Origin of the sequence: Streptomyces barkulensis, assembly GCF_002843305.1 — a bacterium.
GTDB classification, from domain to species: Bacteria; Actinomycetota; Actinomycetes; order Streptomycetales; family Streptomycetaceae; genus Streptomyces; species Streptomyces barkulensis.
The window spans coordinates 50002-66429 of sequence record NZ_PGSG01000117.1; the positions used below are offsets into that span (position 1 = coordinate 50002).

General features: G+C 74.1%; 15 protein-coding genes. 1 reads left to right on the forward strand and 14 read right to left on the reverse strand.

Annotated features, from left to right (window positions below):
* The 13 genes from CUT83_RS31255 to CUT83_RS27710 all read right to left on the reverse strand — a co-directional run.
* On the reverse strand, positions 1-257 hold a 257-nt coding region (locus tag CUT83_RS31255; protein ID WP_277622949.1), incomplete at its 3' end, for a carboxyl transferase domain-containing protein.
* Between the two features lie 145 nt (positions 258-402).
* Positions 403-1227: a 4'-phosphopantetheinyl transferase family protein gene (locus CUT83_RS27655; protein ID WP_241524833.1), complete on the reverse strand. Its 825-nt coding sequence runs from the start codon at positions 1225-1227 to the stop codon at positions 403-405.
* On the reverse strand, positions 1224-1640 hold the full coding sequence (locus CUT83_RS27660) for an acyl carrier protein (RefSeq protein WP_101258544.1): 417 nt from the start codon (positions 1638-1640) through the stop codon (positions 1224-1226). Before CUT83_RS27660 ends, CUT83_RS27655 begins: the two co-directional genes overlap by 4 nt.
* Positions 1637-3067: an MFS transporter gene (locus CUT83_RS27665; RefSeq protein WP_101258545.1), complete on the reverse strand. Its 1431-nt coding sequence runs from the start codon at positions 3065-3067 to the stop codon at positions 1637-1639. The genes CUT83_RS27660 and CUT83_RS27665 overlap by 4 nt, the downstream gene beginning before the upstream one ends.
* A 115-nt stretch (positions 3068-3182) precedes the next feature.
* On the reverse strand, positions 3183-5510 hold the full coding sequence (locus CUT83_RS27670) for an SDR family oxidoreductase (protein WP_277347719.1): 2328 nt from the start codon (positions 5508-5510) through the stop codon (positions 3183-3185).
* A gap of 2 nt (positions 5511-5512) precedes the next feature.
* Positions 5513-6460, reverse strand: coding sequence for an aromatase/cyclase (locus tag CUT83_RS27675; RefSeq protein WP_101258546.1), 948 nt, complete (start codon positions 6458-6460; stop codon positions 5513-5515).
* Positions 6461-6608: 148 nt separating this feature from the next.
* On the reverse strand, positions 6609-7391 hold the full coding sequence (fabG, locus tag CUT83_RS27680; RefSeq protein ID WP_101258547.1) for a 3-oxoacyl-ACP reductase FabG: 783 nt from the start codon (positions 7389-7391) through the stop codon (positions 6609-6611).
* Between the two features lie 127 nt (positions 7392-7518).
* On the reverse strand, positions 7519-7791 hold the full coding sequence (locus tag CUT83_RS27685; RefSeq protein ID WP_093852583.1) for an acyl carrier protein: 273 nt from the start codon (positions 7789-7791) through the stop codon (positions 7519-7521).
* A gap of 119 nt (positions 7792-7910) precedes the next feature.
* Positions 7911-9128 (reverse strand): ketosynthase chain-length factor, encoded by a 1218-nt coding sequence (locus CUT83_RS27690; protein ID WP_101258548.1) that lies wholly within the window; start codon positions 9126-9128, stop codon positions 7911-7913.
* Entirely contained in the window at positions 9125-10393 is a 1269-nt protein-coding gene (locus CUT83_RS27695; protein ID WP_101258549.1) for a beta-ketoacyl-[acyl-carrier-protein] synthase family protein, read from the reverse strand. The genes CUT83_RS27690 and CUT83_RS27695 overlap by 4 nt, the downstream gene beginning before the upstream one ends.
* A gap of 37 nt (positions 10394-10430) precedes the next feature.
* Entirely contained in the window at positions 10431-10760 is a 330-nt protein-coding gene (locus CUT83_RS27700; protein WP_101258550.1) for a TcmI family type II polyketide cyclase, read from the reverse strand.
* A gap of 21 nt (positions 10761-10781) precedes the next feature.
* A complete protein-coding gene (locus tag CUT83_RS27705; protein WP_101258551.1) occupies positions 10782-11447 on the reverse strand; it encodes a TetR/AcrR family transcriptional regulator in 666 nt (221 codons plus the stop codon).
* Positions 11448-11474: 27 nt separating this feature from the next.
* Positions 11475-12938 carry an FAD-dependent monooxygenase gene (locus CUT83_RS27710; protein WP_101258552.1) on the reverse strand — a complete coding sequence of 488 codons (1464 nt, stop codon included), beginning with the start codon at positions 12936-12938 and terminating at the stop codon, positions 11475-11477.
* A gap of 834 nt (positions 12939-13772) precedes the next feature.
* On the opposite strand from CUT83_RS27710, the gene CUT83_RS27715 reads away from it, so the two are divergent.
* Positions 13773-14459, forward strand: coding sequence for a hypothetical protein (locus CUT83_RS27715; RefSeq protein WP_143688637.1), 687 nt, complete (start codon positions 13773-13775; stop codon positions 14457-14459).
* Positions 14460-14644: 185 nt separating this feature from the next.
* Here the strand turns inward: CUT83_RS27715 and CUT83_RS27720 are convergent, their stop codons facing one another.
* Positions 14645-16423: an acetyl/propionyl/methylcrotonyl-CoA carboxylase subunit alpha gene (locus tag CUT83_RS27720; RefSeq protein WP_101255216.1), complete on the reverse strand. Its 1779-nt coding sequence runs from the start codon at positions 16421-16423 to the stop codon at positions 14645-14647.
* Positions 16424-16428: the final 5 nt, after the last annotated feature.

Here is a 16428-nt window from a genome sequence, read left to right on the forward strand (position 1 = left end):
CCCCAGCCGGTGACCACCCCGTCGGTGTACGGCTTTCTGTCCTCCAGGCCGAAGCCGGTGGCGCGGTGCCGGCGCAGCGGCTCGACCTCGGTGAAGGTGCCCTTGTCCAGGAGCAGCCCGATGCGCTCGTACGCGGTCAGCTTCCCCCTGGCATGCTGGCGTTCGGTGGCGGCGGGGTCCGGTCCCCGGCGCGCCGTCTCCTTGATCTCGGCCAGCTCCTCTATCCGGTGATGGATCGTCTCGTTCTCCTCGGACATGGTCGTGCCACACTCCCTGGGTCGTTGGTCGGACGTCGTCGGTCGCGGCGCGTGCACCGCGTGCGCCGCGACCGGTGCGGATGAACGGGAACGGGCCGGCGGGGCCGCCGCGGGCCCGGTGGCCGGCGTTCGGCGGCCGGCCCGGTCAGCGCGCCGCCGGGGCCGGCTCCGGTCGCGCCGCGCGCGCCTCCCCGCCGGCGAGCAGGCAGGTCTCGGCCAGCGGCCGGACGGCCACCACCGCGGGCGCGTGGCCCCGCACGGCGGCCGCGGCGGTGTGGGTGGGGGTGCGCAGTACGTCCAGCACGGTCCACCCGCGCGGGTGGCGGCGGGCGTCGGCGCCCAGGTAGTCCCGGTCCGGCGCGCGCCCCAGGCCCGTGCCGAGCCCTTTGAGGTAGGCCTCCTTGCGCGTCCAGAGGCGGCCGAAGAGCTCCCTTCTGGCCTCGCCCCCGGCCTCGGCCAGTTCGGCGCGCTCGCCGGGGTGCAGTGCCGGGGCGCACACCTCGACGGTCTCCTCCCCGGGCAGCCGTTCCACGTCGACCCCGACCGGCACCGCCGCCACCCCCACCACGGCCAGGCCGCCGCTGTGCGAGAGCGAGAAGTGCAGGGCGGGGCCCGGCGGGTCCGCCGGCACCACCGCGGGCCGGCCGTGCGGCCCGCCACAGCCGGGGCAGGGCTCGCGGAAGAACCCCACCTCGTCCGCCGCCACCCCCAGGTAGCGGCCGAGCAGCCGGCGCAGCGCGATGTGGGCCGCGGCGTACAGCAGGCCGTCGGCCGGCCGCAGGAACATGGCGGCCCGCCGCCGTTCCGCGTCGTCCAGGACCGAGCGGTCGAGTTCCCGTGCGGTGCGCCCCTCGGGGCTGCGCACCACCCACAGGTCCAGCCGGTCGCGGGCGATGGTGAACTCCGTCTCCCCGGCGGCCGGGTGGTGCCGCGTGTCACCGGTGGCCGGACCGGTCGCGGGCGGCGTCACGCCGGGTCCACGCCGGTGCGGGCCCGGCCGCGCGGCTGCCCGGCCAGGCAGTCGACGAGTTCGGCGGCGCTGCCCGCCAGGAGCAGCCGCTGGAGATCCACCCGGACGTGCAGGTCCCGCTCCATGCGGCGCTGGAGTTCCAGGCCCGCGATGGAGCCGATGCCGAGGCTGTTCATCGGGCGTCCCTCGGTGTCCACGAGGTGCGGGGCGACTCCCAGCACACGGCCGATCAGCCGGCGCACGTACGCGTCGAGTTCCCGGATCCGGTCCTGGTGGTCGGCGGCGGCCCGTACGTCCCTGGCCGGGACGGCGCCGGGGGCGGCCGCCCCGGCGGAGTCCGCGGCCGCCCCGGCGGGGGCCTTCGGGGCCGCGCGGGTGTGAGCGGCCCGCTTCGCCGTCGGGTTCGCCGTCAAGTCCGTCTCCTCGTGAGGTCGGCGGGCAGGGGGTCGGTGCGGGTCTCCCGGCGCAGCCCCGGCAGCGCCACCACGAGGCCCGCCGTGCCGACGGCCGTGACCAGCAGCACGGCCGCCCCGTGGCCGGCCGCCGTGTACACGGCGGCGGTCAGGGCCGTCGTCAGGGCGGCGCCCAGCTGCACTGCGGTCTGGTACAGGCCGCCCGCCTCGGCCTGCCGGCCGGCCGGCGCCGTGCTCGTGGCCTGGACGTGGAGGGCGGTGAAGGCGAGCACGAAGGCGGCCCCGATCAGCAGCATGGTGGGCAGCACATCGGTCGCGTACTCCAGCGGCGCGGACGGGTCGCGGGGGTAGAGCGCGTAGCCCAGGGCGGCCGCGGCCGCGCCGGCGGCGATCGGCCGCGCGGGGCCGAGGCGGGCGACCATACGGCCGGAGTACAGGGCGCTGAGCACCAGCGGCGCGCTGGCGGGCAGGAAGGCGAGTCCGGTCTGCCACGGGCCGAGGCCCGCGTGCCGCTGCAGGTGCAGGGCGCTCAGCATGAGGATCCCGATGTGGGAGCCGTTGAGCGCGGCGGCTCCGAGGGCCGAGCGGACCAGGGGCGCGTGGGCGAGGAGCCGGGGATCGGCCAGGGGGCGGGGGCCGGTCAGCTCGCGGCGCGCGAGCAGGACGGCCAGCACTCCCGCGAGGGCGAACGCGCCCGCGGTGGAGGGGGCGCCCCAGCCGGTGCGGGGCACCGAGCCGATCGCGTGCACCAGCAGCAGCGTCACCGCGGTGAGGCCGGCCGCGCCCGCCAGGCCGCTCCCGCTCCCGCTCCGGTCGGGCGGGTCGCCGGGGACCAGGCGCACGGCGGCGGCGAACAGCAGCAGCGCCACCGGCGCCGGGAAGGCGAACGTCCAGCGCCAGCCGATCTCGGTGAGGGCGCCGGAGAGCAGCAGGCCCGTGGCGAACCCGGCCGCGCCGAACAGGGAGTAGACCGACACCGCGCGGTTGCGGGCCGGGCCCTGGGGGAAGGCCGAGAGGATGATCGCCAGGCCGGTGGGGGCGGTGAGCGCCGCGCAGACGCCCTTGACGAAGCGGGTGGCGATCAGCAGCGCCGGATCGTCGGCGAGCGCGCCGGCGAGGGACGCGGCGGCGAAGACCGCGAGCGCGGTCAGGTAGACCGGCCGGCGTCCCAGCAGCGCGACCACCCGGCCGCCCAGGAGCAGTACGCCGCCGAATCCGGCGGCGAATCCGCTGACGACCCAGTGCAGCCGGTCGGGCGCCAGGCCCAGGTCGTCCCCGATGGCGGGCAGTGCCACCAGCGCCACGGAGACCTCCAGGGCGTCGATGAGCATGTTGCCCGCGAGTACGAGCAGCAGGCCCCACAGGGCCGGTGTCCAGCCGCCGCCTGCCGTGGCCGCGGCGGGGACTGAGGGGTTGTTCTCAGGCATCTCGCTCCCGTTCCGCCAGAGGGTTCTCGTCGGACGGCCGGGGGCCGGCGCCCGTGGAAGGGCGCCGGCCCCCGGCACGCTGCTCCGCCGGACAGCGGCCCGGCCGGACAGCGGCTCAGCCGAGCAGCGTGCCGCCGGTGGCGTCCACGAAGGAGCCGGTGATCCAGCGGGCGTCGTCGGAGGCCAGGAAGGCCACCACGTCGGCCACGTCCTCGGGCTCGCCGACCCGGCCGAAGGCGGACAGCCCGCTCATCTGCTCCACCGCCTCGGGGATCTGGAAGACGGGGTTGTCGTTGCGGGTGATGCCCGGCGCCACGCTGTTGACGGTGATGCCGCGCGGGCCGAGGTACTTCGCGAAGTGCAGGGCGAGCTGCTCCACCGCCCCCTTGGACATCGCGTAGGCGATCTCGTCCGGGTTCGCGAAGCGGGTGAGGCCGGAGGAGATGTTGATGATGCGTCCGCCGTCCGGCATGTTCTTCAGCGCGCGCTGGATCAGGAAGAACGGGGCCCTGGCGTTGACCGCGAACACCCGGTCGAACTTCTCCGGGGTGGTCTCCTCCGGCTTGACCCCGCCCATCACACCGGCGTTGTTGACCAGGATGTTCAGGTCCGTCCCGCCGGTGCGCTCGCGCAGCCCCTCCTCCAGTCCGAGGAAGAGCTCGTGGACGTCGCCGGGCACGCCCAGCTCGGCCCGGACGGTGAAGGCCCGGCCGCCGTCCTTCTCGATCAGCTCGACCACCTCGGCGGCGGCCTCCTCGTTGCTCGTGTAGTGGACGGCGACCAGTGCGCCGTCGGCCGCCAGCCGCAGCGCGGCCGCGCGGCCCATGCCCCGGCTGGAGCCGGTGACGAGCGCGGTCTTGCCCGTGAGCCTGCCCATGTCTGTTCTCCACTTCGTCGCTGGTGCTCTGGTCGCGGTCCGCGCCGGCGCCCGGTCCTTCCGCGCCGCCGGCCCGTCCGCCCTCCTCCCGGCGCCGAACCAGCGGTTCAGCGCCGCCGTGACGCCAATGCCCGCGGGGTCGCCGTCGGCCCAGACGACATGGCCGTCGGGCCGCACGAGGAGGGCCGCGGTGTCCGGCGCCTCCTGGCCGCCGGGCACCTGTCGGGCGGTCACCGTGCGGACCCGCTCCGCCCAGGGGGAGGCGGCGGTGCGCAGCTCCTCCAGGCGCTCCCGCGCGCCCGGCAGGAGCAGCAGGAGGCCGTGCCCGGTGCGCAGCAGTTCCGCGGTGGTGACGCGCCCGTCGCCGGTCGCCAGCTCCCAGTGCGGGAGCCGGCGGCCGAGCAGGGGGTGGTCGCCGGGCCCGACGTCGTGGCGGACGTCCAGGCCGGAGACCATCGCGGCGAGGTGCCGGCGCGCGTCCTCGCCCCCGGTGAGTTCCGCCAGGACCTCGCGGACGGCCTCGACCTCCGGGCCCCCCAGGAGCAGCAGTGCCTGGCTCCTGATGTTGTCCAGGACCCGCCGGCCGACGGGGTGCCGCTCCGCGTGGTAGCTGTCGAGCAGGCCCCCGGGGGCGTGGCCGCGCACCTGCGCGGCCAGCTTCCAGCCGAGGTTGACCGCGTCCTGGAGGCCGAGGTTGAGGGCCTGGCCGCCGATGGGCATCTGCCGGTGCGCGGCGTCGCCGGCCAGCAGCACCCGGCCGCGGCGGTAGGCGGTGACCTGCCGCGACGCGTCGCCGAAGGAGTTCACCCACAGCGGGGTGCCGCCGCCGATGTCCTCCCCGGTTACCCGCTTCCAGGCGTCGGTGACATCGGCGAACCGCGGCTGCCCCCGCCGGGGCACGGCGCCGAACTCGTGCACCATCACGCGCGTCACCCCGTCGGGGCGCCGGGCGGCGATGGCCAGGCCGCCCTCCAGCCGCTGGAAGCGGCGGTCGGGGATCTCGATGCCGGACACGTCGGCGCGCAGCAGCTCGCGGACGGCGTCCGTGCCGGGGAAGTCGAAGCCCCCCAGGCGGCGCACGGTGCTGTCCTCGCCGTCGCAGCCGACGACGTACCCGGCCCGCAGGCGGACGGTCGCACCGCCCGCGGTGACCGCCTCGACCTCGACGTGGTCCCGGGACGCGGTCAGTGCGGTCAGCTCGTGGCCGCGCCGGACGTCCGCCCCCAGATCCGCCGCCCAGCGCCCCAGCAGTTCCTCGATCCGGGTCTGCGGGACCTTCCACTGGCCCGGGTGGGACGAGGGCAGCGTGAGGTCGAGCGGGATGCCCCCGAAGTGGCCCCTGGGGTCGTTCGGCACGTCGCCGAGCGGCTCCAGCAGGCCGCGGCCGTCGAGGATCTCCACGGTGCGGGCGTGCAGGGTCGACGCCCGCGACTCGGTGGTGGGCGCGGTGAGCCTCTCCAGGACCACCACGTCCGCGCCCGCGAGCCGCAGCTCCCCGGCGAGCATCAGCCCGACCGGGCCCGCGCCGACCACGATCACCTGGGTTTCGGTGAAGGGCCCCGGCACGGTCAGGCCCTGGCTTCCGCGTAGTCCTTGGCGTGGCCGAGGGTGGCGCGGCTGTTGGTGCTCAGCGCCGAGCGGACGTACTCCCGGGCGTCCGCCACGGTCGCCTCCGGCCCCAGGATCCGCTCGATGTTCGCGGTGTTGAGGGTGACGGTGTGCTGGGAGGTGGCGGTGGTCACGCCCTGGTCGTCCTGCTCGAACGTCCAGTAGCCGGTGTGCAGGGTCATCAGGGCCGGCAGCGTGACCTGCTTGTAGGCGATCCTGTGGTGCGGGAAGGCCACCCGGTACGACTTGGTGGTGTGCACCGAGCCGTCCTTGGCGCGGGTGTCCATCTCCAGGGTCTGCAGGCCGGGCGTCTCCTCCTCGAAGCGGACGGTGGCCACGTGCGGCAGCCGCTCGGGCCACAGGCCCGCCTCGTTGACGAAGTCGAAGGCGTCCTTGGCCGAGCCGGCGATGCGGACCGAGTCCTCGAAGGAGAAGGTCAGGTCCTCGGCGGCGTGCGCCTGCTCGATGTTGGCCTTCAGGGCGGCCAGCTCCGAGCGGGAGTTGCGGTCGACGGCCTCGTCGATCCACCGCAGGCTCTCGGGGTCGTCGTCGACGGCGCGGTAGTCGTGCAGCAGCCGGACCCGGGACTCGGTTGCGGAGAGGGCCTCGACGACCCAGGTGCCGCCCATGGAGGCGACCGGCGGGGCGGAGACCTCCTGGCGGAAGCCGATCCGCAGGTTCTCCGGGTCCAGGACGCGGCGGGAGGTCCAGTTCTTGGCCTCGCCGTTGGCGGTGGCCCAGATGCGGATGCGCTCGGAGTCCTCGTTCCTCTCGACGTGGTCGACGTAGATGGTGGGCGGGAAGATCCGCGGCCAGTTCTCCACCTCGGCTATCAGCCGGTAGACGGTGGCGGCCGGGGCCGAGACGGTGATCTCGTGCTCCACCTCGCGCAGGGCGGACCGGGACATGCTCGTGCTCCTCTGCTTCGGAGTCGGTTCGGGTGTTCGGGGTCCGGGGTCCGGGATTCGGGTCCGGGGTCCGGAGTTCGGGCTCCGGGCGGGCCCGGCGCGGGCCCGGGATTCCGTCCGGGCCCGACGGCCGGGCGGGGCCGGTCGCTCAGAAGTTGCCGAGGCCGCCGCAGACGTTGAGCGCCTGGGAGGTGATGGAGGCGGCGATGTCGGAGGCCAGGTAGCCGACCAGGCCGGCGACCTCCTCCGGGGTGGAGTAGCGGCCCAGCGGGATCTTCGCCTGGAACTTCTCCAGGATGGCCTCCTCGGTGGTGTCGTACGCGGCGGCGTAGCCCTGCCGGACCCGCTGCGCCATGGGCGTCTCGACGTAGCCGGGGCAGACGGCGTTGACGGTGATGCCGGTGGGGGCCAGCTCGTTGCCCAGGGCCTTGGTGAAGCCCACGACACCGTGCTTGGAGGCCGAGTAGGGGGCGCCGAGGACGACGCCCTGCTTGCCCGCGGTGGAGGCGATGTTGATGATCCGGCCGCGGTCCTTGCCGCGCATCCCGCCGGTGTTCAGCACCTCGCGGGTCATCCGGAAGACGCTGTTGAGGTTGGTGTCGACGACGTCCTCCCACAGCTCGTCGTCGATGTCGGCGGTGACGCCGCCGCCGCTGCGTCCGGCGTTGTTCACCAGCACGTCCACCGTGCCGAAGCGGTCGACCGCGGCCTGGACGAAGGCGCGCACCTCGTCGGCGGAGCGGACGTCCACGGTGGTGCCGTCGACCTCCAGGCCCTCGCCCTGGAGCTCCTTGACGGTCCGTGCGACGTTCTCGGCGTTCCGCGCCCCGATGAACACCTTGTGGTCCCGGGCCAGGAGGCGCGCGACGGCCAGGCCGATTCCGCTGGTGGCGCCGGTGACCACGGCGACCCGCTTGTTCTGCTGCGACATGTCTGTTCTCCAGGTGGTTCGTCGGAAGGGAACCGGAAGGGTTCGTGAGCGAGTGGGCGAGTGGGCGAGTGGGCGGGGGAGGCCGCCGGGCCCCCGGGAGGACCCCCTGGGGCCCGGCGGCGGGCCGTCACGAGTGCGTCAGGATCGCCGCGAGATGCTCGTTGACGGCGTCGATCAGGGAGCGGGGGGTGCGGTTCTCCGTGAAGACGTCGTCGTCCAGGGAGATGCCGTACTCGCGCTCGATGCGGCCGCCGGTCTCCAGCAGCGCCAGCGACTCGTAGCCCAGCTCCTCGAAGTCGGTGTCGAGGATGTCTCCGTCGAGGTCGACGCCCTCGTCGGTGCCGGCGCCCTCGCGGAGGATCCGCTTGAGGTCCTCGAGGGTGAACTTCTGCTCGGGCATGTGGGTCCTTTCCTCTCCTGGGATGCGGCGCGCCCGCTGCGGACGCGCCGGGAACGTGCGCGCCCGGCGCCGTGAAGGGGGAGGCACGGCGCCGGGCGCGGGATCGTGGGCGTCTGTCCTCAGTCGGCGGCCCGGACGACGACCGCCGAGTTGTGGCCGCCGTGGCCGCGGGCGAGCACGAGTGCGGTGCGCACCTGGGCGGTGCGCGGCTGCCCGGTCACGAGGTCGATGTCGTACTCGGCCGAACGCTCCACGTTGGTGGTGGGCGGTATCAGCCCCTCGCGGACGGAGAGCAGGGCGGAGACCACGTCCACCGGGGCGGCGCCCGAGTAGAGGCGTCCGGTCATCGTCTTGGGGGCGGTGACCGGGACGCCGAAGGGGCCGAAGACGGCCGTGACGGCTTCGGCCTCCTCGCGGTCCAGCGAGGGGGTGCCGGCCGCGTCGGCGAAGACGACGTCGACGTCCCGCGGCCGCACCCCGGCGTCGGCGAGGGCGAGTTCTGCGGCCCGGCGCAGGCCCGGCTCGCGGCCGCTGCCCGGCCTGGGGTCGAAGGTCGCCCCGTAGCCGGCGATCACGCCGTAGACGTTCTCCGCGCCGCGCTCCCGGGCGGTCCGCTCCTCCTCCAGGATCAGGAGCGCGCCGCCCTCCCCGGGCACGTATCCCCGGGCACGGGAGTCGAAGGGCAGGTAGGCGGTCTCGGGGTCGTCGCCGGTGGACAGCCTGCCTCCGGCGATCTGCGCGACCCACCCCCAGGGGCAGACCGGCGCGTCGAAGCCGCCGGAGAAGATCAGCCTGCTGCCCTTGCGGATCTGCCGGCGGGCCTGCGCGATGGCGTCCAGACCGCCCGCGTGGTCGCTGACGACCACGCCGCTGGGGCCGCGCATGCCGTTGCGGATGGAGATCTGGCCGCTGTTGACGGCGTAGAACCAGGCGAAGGACTGGTAGGCGCTGACGTACTGACTTCCCTGGCTCCAGAGCTTCTTGAGCTCGTTCTGGCCGAACTCGAAGCCGCCGCAGGTGGAGGCGGTGACCACGCCCATGTCGAACTCGGGGATGTCCCCGGGCTCGACGCCCGCGTCGGTGAAGGCGCAGTCGGCGGCGACCAGGGCCAGCTGCGTCATCCGGTCCGTCTGCGGGATCAGCCGGTTCGGCAGGTGGTCCGCGGCCTCGAAGCCGCGGATCTCGCCCGCCAGCCGTGACGGGTACCGGCTCGCGTCGAAGCGGGTCACCGGACCGATCGCGTTCTTCCCGATCCGGGTGGCGTCCCAGAATTCCTCCACTCCCATTCCGTTGGGGGTGGCGACGCCGATCCCGGTGACCACTGCCCTGGCGTTCATGCCGCACTCCTCTCGGGGCGGGCCAGCACCATCGCGCTCTGGAACCCGCCGAATCCGCTGCCGACCGTCAGCACCGCGTCCGTGCGCTGCTCGCGCGCGGTCAGCGGCACGTAGTCCAGGTCGCACTCGGGGTCGGGGGTGTGCAGGTTGGCGGTGGGCGGCACCATCGCGTTCTCCATCGCCAGCGCCGAGGCCGCGATCTCGATCGAGCCGATCGCGCCCAGCGAGTGCCCCACCATCGACTTGATGGAGCTGACCGGCGTGCGGTAGGCGTGCTCGCCCAGGCTGAGCTTGAAGGCGGCGGTCTCGTGGCGGTCGTTCTGCTTCGTTCCGGAGCCGTGCGCGTTGATGTAGTCGATGGACTCGGGGGCCATCCGCGCCTCGGCCATCGCCACCCTGATCGCCTCGGCCATCTCGCGGCCGTCGGGGCGCAGGCCCGTCATGTGGAAGGCGTTGCAGCGGGAGGCGTAGCCGGCGATCTCGGCGTAGATGTGCGCCCCGCGCCTCCTGGCGCTCTCCAGCTCCTCCAGGACGAACACCGCGGCGCCCTCGCCGAGCACGAAGCCGTTGCGGGTCCCGTCGAAGGGCCGCGAGGCGTGCTCGGGGTCGTCGTTGCGCGGCGTGGTCGCCTTGATCGCGTCGAAGCACGCCATGGTGATCGGCGAGATCGGGGCGTCCGTGGCGCCGGAGACCATCACGTCGGCGGTGCCCTCGCGGATCAGCTCGACGGCGTGGCCGACCGAGTCGATGCCGGAGGTGCAGCCGGTGGACACGACGGTCACGGGCCCCTCGGCGCCGACGGCCCAGGCCACCTCCGCCGAGAAGGAGCTGGGCACGAAGTAGTTGTACAGGTGCTGGGGGGCGTAGGTGTGGTCGACCAGGTCGAGCCGGCCCCCGTCGCTGACGACCCGGTACTCGTCGTCGAGCCCGGTGGTCGCGCCGACCGCGCTGCCGATGGTGACACCGGTGCGGTGCGGGTCGTACTCCGCCAGGTCCAGGCCGCTGTCGGCCAGCGCCTCGCGCGCGGTGACCACGGCGAACTGGGCGGCGCGGTCCATGCGGCGGATCTCCTGCGGAGACAGCCCGTGCAGCTCGGGGTCGAAGTCGGCCTCCGCCGCGACCCTGGAACGGAACGGTGAGGGATCGAAGAAGGAGATCCGCCGGGTCGCCGTGCGGCCCTCGCTCAGCAGACTCCAGAAGTTCTTGACGCCGATTCCGCCCGGCGCCAGGACTCCGATCCCCGTGATCACTACCCGGCGACCCACTGGTCGTGGCCTCCCCTCGTGTAGATGTGCCGCCTCGTCACCGCGAGGCCGTCCAGTCGTAGAAGCGGGTGGCCATCGCGTCGGCCGGGGACCTCCAGGTCTTCGGGTCGTACGCCTCGATGAACGGCTTGAGGTCCTCGCTGATGCGCACGAACCGGGGGTCCGTCCTGGCCTCCTCGATCCGCTCGCCGCCGTTGTCGCCGTCGAAGTCCTGCAGGTGGAAGTACAGGCCCTGGTAGGCGAAGAGCTGGCGGCGGCGGGTGCCCATGCGGTGCGGCATGTCGGTCCTGTCGAACTCGGCGAAGATCCTGGCGACCTCGGCGCTGGAGTCGATGTCCATCCGGGCCACGATCAGGGTGCTGTGCATCGTCTTCTCTCTTCCGTGGGATCAGCGGGCGGTCGCGGGACCGAACAGGCGGACGAAGTCGGCCACCCCGCTCTCGATGAGCGCGTCGGTCTCGAAGTCCGGCAGGGGCACGGCGCCGTGGAAGGAGCGCTGGACGACGCCTCCCACGACCAGCCGGACGAAGCAGTCGGCCGCGTGGTCGGCGTCGGCCACGTCCAGCAGTCCCGCGTCGGCCAGGCCCCGCAGGCGGCGCGCCAGCTCCCGCTGGGTCTGCCGGGGGCCCGCCGACTGCCACATCTCCAGCACCCCGGCGGGCAGCCGGGCGGTCTCCGCGCCGATGTGCCGGACGATGGCGAAGTGCTCGGGGAAGGCGGTCAGCGGTGTCAGCCAGGCCCGGCCGAGGGCGGCCAGGTCCCGCTCCAGGTCGGTGACCTCGGCGAGGTGTTCCTCGGCCACGGCGGTCAGGGCGGCGGCGACCGCGGCGGCGCCTTCGAGCAGGACGGCCAGCAGGAGCCGCCCCTTGTCCTTGAAGTAGTGCTCCACCGTCTCCGGCCCGGTGCCCGCCTCGGCGGCCACGGCCTCGACGGTGGTGTGCGTCCAGCCCTCGCGGGCGAAGACGCCGCGGGCGGCCCGTACGACGTGCCGGCGCTCCTCCGCGGGGCCCGGCGCCCGGACGGTGGTGAGCGCCGCGTCGAGAATGGTCGTCATGGGTTCCTCCACTTCGGCGGGCCGGTCTCAGCCGCGGGGGCGGCCGAACCAGCGCTCCAGGGCCATGGGAAGGTCGTGGTGGCTGCCGGGGGCGGCCCAGGCGACGTAGCCGTCGGGGCGGACCAGCACGGCGGCCGTGTTCCGGAGCTCCTCGGGTGCGTCCTGCGGCCTGGCGGTGACGGTGTCGACGCGGTCCGCCCAGCCGGCGGCCCGGCTCCGCAGGCGCCGGTTGTCCTCCAGGTCCAGCAGCACGCCGCGCCCGGTGTGCAGCAGCTCGGTGCTGCTGGTCGGGCGGTCCGCGTCGAGCCGGAGGTGCGGCATGCGGCGGCCGAGCAGCGGGTGGGTGCCGCCCCCGACGTCGTAGGAGATCTCCAGACCGCTCACCATGGCGGCCAGGTGCCTGCTGACGTCCCGGTACTCGATGAGCTCGGTGAGCACGTCGCGCAGCGGCTGCACCTCGGGGCCGCTGAGGAAGAGCAGCCCCTGGGCCCGGGTGTTCATCAGCAGCCGCTTGCCGACCGCGTGGCGCTCGGTGTGGTACGTGTCCAGCAGTTCCCGCGGGGCCCAGCCCTTGATCTCGGCGGCGAGCTTCCAGCCGAGGTTCACGGAGTCCTGGATGCTGGTGTTCATGCCCTGCCCGCCGGCGGGCAGGTGGATGTGCGCCGAGTCGCCGGCCAGGAGGACGCGGCCGCGGCGGTACTCGGTGACCTGGCGCGTGGCGTCGCCGAAGGAGCTGACCCACACCGGTTCGGCGTGCGAGATGTCCTCGCCGGTCAGCCGCTTCCAGGCGTCGGCGACCTCCTCGAAGGAGGGGGGCGTCTCGCGCCGCTGGGGCGGGGTGCCCCGCTCGCAGACGATGATGCGCGTGATGCCGCCCGGCAGCGGGCCGACCATGACCATGCCGCCGGGCAGGGTCTCGCCGATCATGCGCGGCGCGAGCTCGATGCCCTTGAGGTCGGCGAGGAACATCTCCATCGTGGAGGGCGTGCCGGGGAAGTCGAAGCCGGCGGCCTTGCGCACCGCGCTCCGTCCTCCGTCGCAGCCCACCAGGTAGGCGGCGCGCAGGGTGTGGACGCCCTCGGGGCCGCGGACCTCCACGTCGACGCCCTCGCCGTCGTCCGTGAGGGAGAGCATCTCGTGGCCGCGGCGGATGTCCGCGCCGAGGCTGACGGCCCATTCCTCCAGGTGCTTCTCGGTCTCGGACTGGGGCACGGTCTTGGCCGCCTGCCACGCCCCCTCCAGCACGCCGAAGTCGACGGGCAGGCCGCCGAAGTGGCCCACGTTGCTGGTCTCGATCCCGCCGAACCTGGGCAGGATGCCCCGCTGGTCGAAGACCTCCATGGTCCGGGCGGTGAAGCCCAGGCCCCGGGACTCCCCCGTGCGCCGCGCCAGGCGCTCCACGACGATGACGTCGACTCCCGCGACCCGCAGTTCCGCGGCGAGCATCAGCCCTGCCGGGCCCGCTCCCACGACGATTACCGCAGCATCCATGTACCTCTCCTCGGCCTTCTCGGAATTCCTGCAAGAGTGGGGAAATCGGCGCGCCCACGGGGCGCGTTCGCCGGTCGGCAAGCGCTCAAGACAGAGCATCGGAAACTAGCGACAAGCTTCTTCGCCCGGACGGCCGACCGCAATGCTCGACAATTCAGGTCTACGCAAGATTCCGTTATGCCTTCGCACGTCGGACAGACGTAGTTGAGACGAACATCAGATCGACGCAAAGTGCGGTTCCGCACGGGGCCTCATGGAACCGCAGTGGCCCGCGGGGCTGGGCGGGACGAGGCCGGGGCCGGGCCGGGCCCGCGGCGCCCGGGTGAGGCCGCCCGGACATCCGGTGCCCGGCATTCCGGAAAACCGCCGGGACCGGCCGGCCGGCCGCCGCGCGTATGCCCCCGGAACCGGGCGCGGCGGCCCCGGCGCACGGCGGACACGGAATGCACGGCCCAACTGAAGAATCCGGTGAAATTCCTTGCCTCCACGTCAGGAAGAGCACAGGAAACGGAATTCCTGTTGTCCGGCGACGACACCCGTAATTAGAGTTGCCGCTCCTGACGACAACGACATCTGGGGGACACTGTGGTCCGAGGGACGATCCATGGGGCCGTCGGCACGACGGCGTGTGTGGGAACCGGCTGCGTGCGCCGGGAGGGGGCCGGTCTGACCCGGTACCTCCCGGACCCGGGGAGCCGGCTCTGTTCTCCCTGCCGGGGAGGCCTCCTGCGGGACCTGCGGCAGCTGCCCGGTCTGTACGAGGAGTGCGCCCGGCAGCTCGGCGGCCGGCCGGTCCGGACGGGGGAGAGGACGTCCGGCGGTCCGCTGCCCGGCATGCCCTTCGACACCCGCGCGGCCGAGGTGCGTTCCTCGGTCCTCGGCGTGCTGAGCTCATGGGCCACACTCGTGGTCGAGGAGCGCGGTGTGACGGCCCCCCGCCGCACGGTCGCCGCGCTCGCGGAGTTCCTGGCCCGCCACGCCGACTGGCTCTCCGGCCACCGGGCCGCCGCGGAGGCCTGCGAGGAGGTGGCCCGGCTGGTGCGCCGGGCGCGCCGGGTGATCGACCCCGAGCCGGACCACCGGGTGGGGATCGGCAGCTGTGTGGAGCCGGGCTGCCCGGGCGGGCTGACGGCGCTGCTGCGTCCGGAGCGGCCGCGGCTGCCGGCCGAGATCAGGTGCGACGCCGACCCCGCGCACCGCTGGTTCGGCCACGAGTGGCTCCAGCTGAGCCGGCGTCTGGCGCCTCTGCGGGCGGCCTCCGGGCCGGAGGCCGGGCTGGACTCCGGGACGCACGACCGCACGGCGCCGCGGGGTTCCGGACCGGCCGGCCAGGAGGAAGTCCGCTGGGTGACCGCGGCGGACGTCTCCCGGCTGTGGGCGATCCCGCTCGGGAGCGTCTACCGCCACGCCAGCGTGCGCAAGTGGCGCCGCCGGTCCCGCGCGGGCCGGACCTACTACCACGGGGCGGACGTCGACCGGACGCTCAGCGGGCGCGGCGCCGCCTCGGGGAACGGTCTCTGACCGCCCTGACCGCCGTGACCGCCCTGACCGCTTTGATCGCCGTGGAGCCGCGGGGTCTGGAGGCCCCGCGGCTCCACCGCTCCACCGCTCCAGAAGGGCCGTGCCCGCCGGATGTCCGGCGGGCACGGCCCTCTCCCGCCCCCTCGCGCCGCTTCCGCGATGTGAGGGGGCGGGCCGGTTCGGGTTCAGTCCTTGATCTCGCAGATGACGGCGCCGGCGCTGACACCGGTGCCGACGGCGGCGGTCAGGCCCTTGACGGTGCCGGCGCGGTGGGCGTTGATGGGCTGTTCCATCTTCATCGCCTCCAGCACCACGATCAGCTCGCCCTCGGCCACCGTCTGGCCCTCCTCGACGGCGATCTTGACGATGGTGCCCTGCATCGGGGAGGCCAGCGCGTCACCGGAGGCGGCCGGACCGGACTTCCTGGCCGCGCGGCGTTTGGGGCGGGCGCCGCCGGCCGCGGCGGTACGGGCCAGGGACATGCCCAGCGCGGCGGGCAGGGAGACCTCCAGGCGCTTGCCGCCGACCTCGACGACCACCGTCTCGCGGCCGGGCTCGTCGTCGTCCTCGGCGTCCGCGCCGGGCGCGGTGAACGGGCTGATCTCGTTGACGAACTCGGTCTCGATCCACCGGGTGTGGACCTCGAAGGGGCCGGCGGGCCGGCCGTTGACCTCGGGGGCGAAGGCCGGGTCGGCGACCACCGTGCGGTGGAAGGGCAGGGCGGTGGCCATGCCCTCCACGGTGAACTCCGCCAGCGCCCGGGCGGCCCGCTGCAGCGCCTGGGCCCGGGTGGCGCCGGTGACGATCAGCTTGGCCAGCAGCGAGTCCCAGGCCGGGCCGATGACCGAGCCGGACTCCACCCCGGCGTCCAGGCGCACGCCCGGGCCGGCGGGCGGATCGAAGCGGGTGACGGTGCCCGGGGCGGGCAGGAAGCCCCGGCCGGGGTCCTCGCCGTTGATGCGGAACTCCAGCGAGTGGCCGCGCACCGGCGGGTCGTCGTAGCCCAGCGGTTCGCCGTCGGCGATGCGGAACATCTCGCGCACCAGGTCCAGGCCGGTGACCTCCTCGGTGACCGGGTGCTCGACCTGCAGGCGGGTGTTGACCTCCAGGAAGGAGATGGTGCCGTCCTGGCCGACCAGGAACTCGCAGGTGCCGGCGCCGACGTAGCCGGCCTCCTTCAGGATGGCCTTGGAGGCGCGGTACAGCTCGGCGTTCTGCGCGTCGGTCAGGAACGGGGCGGGGGCCTCCTCGACCAGTTTCTGGTGGCGGCGCTGCAGCGAGCAGTCCCGGGTGGAGACGACCACCACGTTGCCGTGGGTGTCGGCCAGGCACTGGGTCTCCACGTGCCGGGGCCGGTCCAGGTAGCGCTCCACGAAGCACTCGCCGCGGCCGAAGGCGGCCACCGCCTCGCGCACCGCGGAGTCGTACAGCTCGGGGACCTCCTCAAGGGTGCGGGCGACCTTCAGGCCGCGTCCGCCGCCGCCGAAGGCGGCCTTGATCGCGATGGGCAGGCCGTGCTCGGTGGCGAAGGCGACGACCTCGTCCGCGCCGGAGACCGGGTCGGGGGTGCCGGCCACCAGCGGGGCGCCGGCGCGCTGGGCGATGTGGCGGGCGGCGACCTTGTCGCCCAGGTCGCGGATGGCCTGCGGAGGCGGGCCGATCCAGGTCAGCCCGGCGTCGAGGACGGCCTGGGCGAAGTCGGCGTTCTCCGACAGGAAGCCGTAGCCGGGGTGGACCGCGTCGGCGCCGGAGTCGGCGGCGGCCCTGAGCACCTTGTCCATGTCCAGGTAGCTGGTGGCGGGGGTGTCGCCACCGAGCGCGAAGGCCTCGTCCGCCGCCCGCACGTGGAGCGCGTCCCGGTCCGGGTCGGCGTAGACGGCCACGCTCGCGATCCCGGCGTCCCGGCAGGCCCGGGCGACCCGGACAGCGATTTCACCGCGATTGGCGATGAGCACCTTGCGCACGATGG

Excerpts from the sequence above, each read along its gene's own strand:
- CUT83_RS27665 (WP_101258545.1), bottom strand. The coding sequence starts at position 3,067 with ATGCCTGAGAACAACCCCTCAGTCCCCGCCGCGGCCACGGCAGGCGGC.
- CUT83_RS27675 (WP_101258546.1), bottom strand. The coding sequence starts at position 6,460 with ATGTCCCGGTCCGCCCTGCGCGAGGTGGAGCACGAGATCACCGTCTCG.
- fabG (WP_101258547.1), bottom strand. The coding sequence starts at position 7,391 with ATGTCGCAGCAGAACAAGCGGGTCGCCGTGGTCACCGGCGCCACCAGC.
- CUT83_RS27685 (WP_093852583.1), bottom strand. The coding sequence starts at position 7,791 with ATGCCCGAGCAGAAGTTCACCCTCGAGGACCTCAAGCGGATCCTCCGC.
- CUT83_RS27690 (WP_101258548.1), bottom strand. The coding sequence starts at position 9,128 with ATGAACGCCAGGGCAGTGGTCACCGGGATCGGCGTCGCCACCCCCAAC.
- CUT83_RS27700 (WP_101258550.1), bottom strand. The coding sequence starts at position 10,760 with ATGCACAGCACCCTGATCGTGGCCCGGATGGACATCGACTCCAGCGCC.
- CUT83_RS27705 (WP_101258551.1), bottom strand. The coding sequence starts at position 11,447 with ATGACGACCATTCTCGACGCGGCGCTCACCACCGTCCGGGCGCCGGGC.
- CUT83_RS27710 (WP_101258552.1), bottom strand. The coding sequence starts at position 12,938 with ATGGATGCTGCGGTAATCGTCGTGGGAGCGGGCCCGGCAGGGCTGATG.
- CUT83_RS27715 (WP_143688637.1), top strand. The coding sequence starts at position 13,773 with ATGCCCTTCGACACCCGCGCGGCCGAGGTGCGTTCCTCGGTCCTCGGC.